General features: G+C 68.6%; 4 protein-coding genes. 2 read left to right on the forward strand and 2 right to left on the reverse strand.

Going from position 1 to position 7,286, the window contains the following annotated elements:
- Positions 1–102 precede the first annotated feature (102 nt).
- Complete coding sequence (locus tag ACWGIC_RS43255; protein WP_452081757.1) at positions 103–684, reverse strand: OmpA family protein; 582 nt, start codon at positions 682–684, stop codon at positions 103–105.
- 372 nt (positions 685–1,056) lie between these two features.
- Here ACWGIC_RS43255 and ACWGIC_RS43260 point away from each other — a divergent pair, with 372 nt between their 5' ends.
- Both ACWGIC_RS43260 and ACWGIC_RS43265 read left to right on the forward strand, forming a co-directional pair.
- Complete coding sequence (locus ACWGIC_RS43260; protein ID WP_452081758.1) at positions 1,057–1,731, forward strand: DUF998 domain-containing protein; 675 nt, start codon at positions 1,057–1,059, stop codon at positions 1,729–1,731.
- Positions 1,728–3,749, forward strand: a complete 2,022-nt coding sequence (locus tag ACWGIC_RS43265) for a glycosyltransferase (RefSeq protein WP_452081759.1) — start codon at positions 1,728–1,730, stop codon at positions 3,747–3,749. The genes ACWGIC_RS43260 and ACWGIC_RS43265 overlap by 4 nt, the downstream gene beginning before the upstream one ends.
- Before the next feature lie 102 nt (positions 3,750–3,851).
- Here ACWGIC_RS43265 and ACWGIC_RS43270 read toward each other — a convergent pair whose 3' ends face one another.
- The gene (locus ACWGIC_RS43270) at positions 3,852–7,112 is read right to left on the reverse strand and encodes a GH92 family glycosyl hydrolase (RefSeq protein ID WP_452081760.1); all 3,261 of its coding nucleotides are present in this window, start codon (positions 7,110–7,112) and stop codon (positions 3,852–3,854) included.
- Between the last annotated feature and the right edge of the window lie 174 nt (positions 7,113–7,286).

Below are 7,286 nucleotides of genomic sequence, written 5' to 3' on the forward strand. Positions count from 1 at the left end.
CTACATTGTAGCTTGTCAGCCGGTCGTGGTGTTGGCGGGTGCACGCCCCGCCCCGCCCCCCCCACTTCGCCGATCCAGTCAGGCAATGACTGCGGGAACGAGTTACGAAGCGACGCTGAGCTGGGTGTCCAACGCCTGGTCGCCCTGCGCCTTTTCGTTGCCGCTCGGCTCGCTCTGCACGCGGTCCTTGGCGACGCCGTCGCCCTCGAGCGCGGTGGCGATCGCCTGCGCGCGCTGCTCGGCGAGCTGCTTCGCCTTCTCCGCGTCCGGATAGCCGGCGTGGGTCTCGACCTTCAGCTTGACCTCGTTGCCCTGCATGGCTTTCGCGATCGCGGCGAGACCTTCCTTGGCCTTGCCGGTCAGTTCCGCCTTCTCCGGCTCGAACTTGATCGGAGAGGCCTGCGCCGCCTGCTGGATCGCGGCGGTGACCTGCTGCGCGGCCGGACCGTTCTGCCCGGCGGCTCCGTTCTGGCCGGACGCCCCGTTCTGGTCCGGTGCGCCGTTCTGGCCGGACGCGCCGTTCTGCCCGGCGTCCCCGGACTGGGCGGCTCCGCTGGACTGGGCGGTGTTCTGCCCGGACGCTCCGGATCCGGACGAGTCGTTCGATCCTCCCGACCCGCACGCGCTGACCAGCGCGACGACGGCTGCGGCCCCGACGACCGCCTTGACGAGTGCCCTCTGCATGGGAATTGCGCTCCTTCGGCTGGGTTCGCCCGGATCTGAACACGGGGCCACCGCACCGGCAACCGCTGCGCACCCGGCGGCCGCGCCGGGCAGCCGCGCGGTTTCGCGCCGTCAGCAGGGCGGGGGCGGCGACTCTCGGCTTCGCCCGGCGGAATCGACATCCACCCGGGTGAGGGACCCGCGGAGTCTACAAAGGACAGTCGACGAACAGCCTTGTCCTGTCTGCTGTATAACGCCCTATTCAGCTCGGGTCGAGTCAGTCCCTTCGGGTTCGCCGACGGCAAGACGGAGCCGCGCGTCCGGTCCGATCCGGCAATGAGCGGGCCGGACCCCGGCCCCGGATTCCAGGGGTGCATCTCAGGGTGTTCCCCGATGTCGGGGGTCACAGCCGCCAGCATGCTGATCGTTGTGACCCTCATGACGCGGAAAGCCGGGGCGGCCAGATGGACGCCCTGGACGCCGGCCGCGATCGCCGCTGCGGCCTTGGCTGTTTCGCTGGTGCCGATCCTGCTGCTGCACGTGGTGGCGGCGGGCACGATCGACCCGGTCCGCGACGTCATCAGCGATTACGTCTTCCCGCCCGGCGGGGCGGTGCTGCTGGCGGCGGCTTCGCTCGGGCTGGCCGGCGCGTCGCTGGCGGTGCGGCACGCGCTGCTCCGGCAGGGGCTGCCGAAACGCAGCCCGGAGTCGGTGCTGATCGCGTTGTGGGCGGCCGGTTTGGTGATCGCGACGTTCTTCCCGACCGATCCGACCGGGGTGGAAACGTCGTTTTCCGGTGCGGTGCACCGTTATGCCGGTGCGGCGATGTTCGTCTGCCTGCCGCTGGCGGGATGGCTGCTGGCGCGCCGGAACCCGGAAGCGAAGGCGGTGCGCTGGCTTTCCCTGGCCTCCGGGGCCGCTTCGCTCGCTTTTCTGCTGGCACACGCTCCGTTGCTGGAGCAATCCGTGCCCGAGTTCCTGGGGCTGTTCGAACGCGTGTTGTACGCCCTGCTCTACGCACAGCTTTTCGCGGTCGCCGCGATGGCGCGAGCCGAGGCGGCGGCATGACAGTCATCGCCATTCTGCTCGCCGCGCTCGGCGCGGTTTTCTTTTCCACCGGCGCACTTCTGCAGCACGGGGTGGTCTCCGGGCTGTCCGGACGTCCGCGGATCGGGGAGCTGATCCGCGCGCCGCGCTGGCTCGGCGGGCTGGCCCTGCTCGGTTCGGGGGCGGGCGTGCACGCGGTCGCGCTGGGGATGGCTCCGCTGACCGTCGTGCAGCCGGTCGGGGTCATCGCCGTTGCGATTACTGCGATTCTCGACCGGAGACGGCGGGATCTGCCCGCGGTCGCGGTCACCATGCTCGGCGTCGGCACGTTCGTGACCGTCGCCGCGGGCAGCACCACGAGCACCGAGGTCGGCACCGACGCTCAGCTGCGGGCAGCCTTGCTGGCGCTGGGAGTCGTGGCGCTGCTGACGCTGATCGGCGCGATTTGTTCTCGCCCCTCGATCCGCGGCCTGTGTTTCGGCGCGGCCGGTGGCGCTGCCTACGGCTTCGTTTCGGTATTGATGCGAGCGGTTTCCCTCGAAATACGCGAGGGCACCGTCGATTTCAGCACCGCAATCTCCGTCGCCGCGATAGTGACGGCGCTGATGGCCGGCGGCTGGCTCGTTCAGCTGTCCTACCGGTGCGGTCCGCCGCACCTCGCCGTCGCCTGCCTGACTGTCGTGGATCCGCTGGTCGCGGTCGGCCTCGGTGCCGGAGTTCTCGGCGAAGCTACCCACCTCGACGCCACGGCGACCGCGGTCGCGCTGATCGCGGCGGTCCTGGCCGTCGGAGGCGTGGCGGTGCTGAGCCGCAGCGGTTCTTCTCCTGTTCATTCCACCAGATCGGAGCACTCAGTGAACGACGACCGGGCGTTGCGCATAGTGGTCGCCGCCGAAACCTATCCGCCGGACGTCAACGGCGCGGCGCAGTTCGCGTACCGGCTGTCCGCCGGCCTCGCCGGCCGGGGGCACGAGGTCCACGTGATCAGCGTCGACCCGGACGGCCCGGCGCGCACCGAAAGAGACGGCGACGTCGTGGTGCACCGCGTCCGGTCGCATCGCACGCCGTTCCACCGGACCTTCCGGATCGGCCTGCCCTGGGAGGTGAGCAAGGACGTCGCTGCGCTGCTGGAGGAGTTGCAGCCCGATCTTGTGCACGTCCAGGCGCATTTCGTGGTCGGCCGGTACGTGCTGAAGCACGCTGAGGCGATGGGCGTTCCCGGTGTCGCGACGAACCATTTCATGCCGGAGAACCTGTTCGGCCACGTGCGCGTGCCGACGTGGCTGCGCGGTGCGGCTTCGCGGTGGGCGTGGCGTGACCTGACGCGAGTCTTCTCGACGGCCCGCGTCGTCACCGCGCCGACGCCGCGTGCGGTGGAACTGTTGCACGACAACGGTTTCCCGGAACGTGCGATTCCGGTGTCGTGCGGCATCGACATCGATCGCTACCGGTTGCGCACGGTGTCGCGATCCTCCGAAGATCCGACGGTGTTGTTCGTCGGACGTCTTGACGAAGAGAAGCGCGTCGACGAACTGCTGCGTGCGGTCGCGCTCTTGCCCGGACTGCGCGCGGAGATCGTCGGCGACGGTTCCTGCCGGGCGGAATGGGAAAAGCTGGCGGACGAGCTGGGCATCGCCGACCGGGTGCGGTTCCGCGGGTTTGTGTCCGAAGAGGACTTGCTCGACGCTTACGCGGCCGCGGACCTCTTCTGCATGCCAGGTGTCGCCGAACTGCAGAGCCTCGCGACGATGGAAGCGATGGCCGCGGGTAAGCCGGTGGTGGTCGCGGACGCGATGGCACTGCCGCACCTGTGCCGTCCGGGATACAACGGCTGGCTGTTCGAGCCGGGCAATGTGGGACAGTTGGCCGAACGGCTGCACGCGGTGCTCGCCGACCCGGCGACGCTGGCGCGGATGGGGGCGGCGAGCGGCAAGATGATCGCCGGGCACGCGCTGGAGTCTACTTTGGACTCGTTCGAAGCCTGCTACGCCGAGGCGATGGGCCGGGTCGCGGCGGTGGCCGCGGGTCAGGCCGCCTGAGATTTCCGGGGGCTGACTTCTGGGGGCTGGGGGATGGTGGAGGATGGCCGGGTTCGCCGGACGAAGGGGAGGGATCCGGCGAACCCGGCCGGGTTCAAGTGCTCAGGCGAGGGTGATCGCGTAGAGCTGGATTCGCGGGTCGTTCGGCAGGCTCACCGACTGGACGGTCTTGGCCCCGTCCACTGTGGAGGAGAGGCCGAACAGCCGCACCGGCGGCCCGTCGACTCCGCTGCCCGCCTTGATGCGGTGCGGCAGGTCGAGCACGACAGCCGTGCCGGACGGGGTGGAACCGGCCCAGTCGCCGAACGTCACCGGGAGATCCGCACTGGATCCGTCGCTGTAGTGCACGGTCAGCGACGCGGACACCGGACCGTTGTGCGACGAGCCGATCAGCTGGACCGCCTGGTGCTTTCCGGCGGGCAGCAGCAGCGATTGCCCGCGAGCTTCCACGAAATTCGCGGCGGTTCCGGTGGGATCGGGTGCTGCGTAAGTAACTCCATTGTGGACGAAGGTTCCGGCTGGCGGCATCAGGTCGGCGTCGTAACTCCACCCGCTGCCGTCGAAATTGCCCTCCGTGGACGCCGCGACGGTAGCGGTGCCGTCGTGATTGCGATCGTGGCCGAGATCGACCGCGCACTGGGTTCCGGACGTCGTCGCGCACACCGTCGGTTCCCGTACCTCGATGCTCGCCGTACGAGTAACGGTATTCGCTCCCGGCCCAGATGCCTTGAGTTGCACCGAATACGTGCCGACGGGCGTGTTAGCCGGGACGGTCACTGTGACCGGCGCAGTCTTTTGCGTCGGCAGCCGGAAGGACCACAGCAGTTGCAGCGGCTCGGTCTGCACTCGCCAGCCAGCCGGTGCCGACGAGGTCACGAAGACCGGCTGCGCTCCAGGATTCTGGCCGAGCACGTCGAGGTTCAAGTGGACAGTCTGCGCCGCGGATTGCTGGGGCAGCACTACCGAACCCGGCCGCAGCGTCGTGTCCACATGTCTGCGCTGGTCTCCGGCGGCCTGGTTCACTGACGGCGGTTCCGTGCCCGGCTGCGTGCCCCAGCGGGACGGCGTCGAGCCGACTTGGTAGGCGAGCTTGCCGCCGTGCGCGACCGCGGACCAGTCGAGCCAGGTCTGCCGGACGTCGCGCCCGTCGAGCGAAACGCTTTGCACGTAACGGTTCGTGTCGCTCGCGCCCGGCGCGGTGACAGTCAGCGTGCCGCCTTGCCTGCCCTCGTACTGTCCGATCCGGACAGTCGCCGATTCGAACTGCGGGCTGGACACGGCGAGGAAGTTCGCGCCGCTCATCGTCGGGTAGAGGCCGAGCGACGAGAAGACGTACCAGGCCGACATCGTGCCGAGGTCGTCGTTGCCGGTCATGCCGTCCGGGCCGGTGGTGAACAGCGTCATCGCCGCGCGGACGACGGTCGCGGTCTTCGCCGGCGCGCCGACCCAGTTGTACATGTACGGGGAAAGAAGGTCGGGTTCGTTGTTGGGGTTGTAGGTGGCCTTGGCGTAGTAGTCGTACGGGCTGGCGATCCAGTCCTTGCGCGCGGTGCCTGCTGGGTCCTTGAGCAAGTTGCCGTAGGCGAAGAAGGAGTCGAGGCGCTTTTCCGTCGCCTGCTTGCCGCCCATCAGCGCGGTGAGCCCGGCCGGATCCTGCGGGACCAGCCATTGGTACTGGTAGGCACCACCCTCGTGGAACTGATGGTCCGCGTCGACCGGGTTGTAGGGCGTGAGCCAGGTGCCGTCGACGGTGCGCGGGCGGAACTGTTTGTCGGCGGCGTTCCAGACATTGCGGTACCACTGGCCGCGGTCGGCGAACATGCGCGCGTCGGCTTGACGGCCCAACCCCTTGGCCATCAACGCGAGCGCGGCATCGGCGGCGGAGTACTCCATGGTCGCCGAGGTCGGATGCTCGCAGTCGTTGTCGCCGCCCTTGTCCGCGCAGTCCTTGCCCAGGGTGAGACCGCTCGGGATGTACCCGCGGTCGTTGTAGTAATTCACGCCGGAACGGCCGTTGTACGGCGAATCGGCGGGCGGCGTGCTGGTCGCGTTCTTCTTGAGCAGCGAGTACGCCTCGTCCTCGTGCCCGGCCAGCAAGCCCTTCGACCAAGCCTCGACGAGGAACGGCGTTACCGGGTCGCCAGTCATGATGTTCGTTTCGCTGCCCGCCAGCGCCCATCTCGGCAACCAGCCGCCGTCGCGGCCTATTGCCAGCACGGACAGCGCGACGTCCCTGGCTACCTGCGGCTCCAACATCTCAAGGAGCTGGTTCTGCGGGCGATAGGTATCCCAGAGCGAGAAGTTCTGATACGGCGTGTAGCCGTTGGCACGGTGGACCTTGCCGTCGAATCCGGCGTAGTCGCCGCTGATGTCGCCAGCCAGGTTCGGATGCAGTTGCGCGTGATAAAGCGAGGTGTAGAAGGCGGTCTGCCGTTCGGTGGTGCCACCGCTGATCTTGATCGCGCCGAGCCGGTCCGCCCACTGCCGGCGCAACGCGGCGCGGGTGGCGTCGAAGTCGTAGCTGTCGCTGGTTTCTTTCGCGAGGTTGTCCCGCGCGCCGGCGAGGCCGGTGTAGGAGAGGCCCACCTTGAGGACGACGTCGTGATCAGTCGCGGCGTCGAAGCTGACCCACGCGCCGTTGCCGCCGGTGCCCGCGGCGTCGCGGCTGCCCGCCGTGCGGGTGCTGCCGCGCCAGGTGCCGTAGGAGGCGAACGGACGGTCGAAGGCGGCGGTGAAGTAGACGGTGTGCTCGTCGTGCCCGGCGCAGAAGCCGCCCGCGCGCACGCGACCCTCGAGGGTCCGGTCGCCGACGACGTGGATCTCGGAATCCTTCACCGACTGGTTCGCCTGGCCGGTGTTGAAGAGAACGTTGGCCTGGCCGGTCGAGGGGAAGGTGTAGCGCTGCCAGCCGGTGCGCGGGGTGGCGGTGAGTTCGGCGTTGACGCCGTACTTCTTCAGCCCGACGCGGTAGTAGCCGGGTTCGGCTTTCTCGTCGTCGTGGCTGTACTCGGATTTGTAGGAGTTCTTGTCGACGGAGCCGACGGCCCCGGTGGTCGGCATGACCGGCAGTTCGCCCATCACACCGCAGCCGACGCCGGAGAGGTGGGTCTGGCTGAAGCCGTAGATCGAGTTCTGCTGGTAGTCGTAGCCGCCTTGGCCGCCGGTGTCGGGGCTGACCTGGACCATGCCGAAGGGCGCGCTGGCTCCGGGAAAGGTGTTGCCGAAGTTCTGCGTGCCGACGAACGGGTTGACCAGCGACACCGGATCGGCCGTCGCCGCGCTCGCGGGCGTGCCGGACACCAGTCCGGCCATCACGAAGCCCACTGCCGCGACTGCGGCCACCCGTCTCTTCTGCGACCACATGGACGCGCTACCTCCAGGCTGACAACGTTGTCATCGTGCGCGCCGGTCCCGAGGCGACCAGCTGGAGAGCAGCTTGTCATCCCTTCGCGGCTTTGAGAACCCCGACAACGGGACAGCTTCCGGCCCGTGTTCCGTCCGTGAAGGACTCCTTGAGGGAATCAGATTCCCTCAAGG

This window comes from Amycolatopsis sp. NPDC054798, assembly GCF_053611505.1.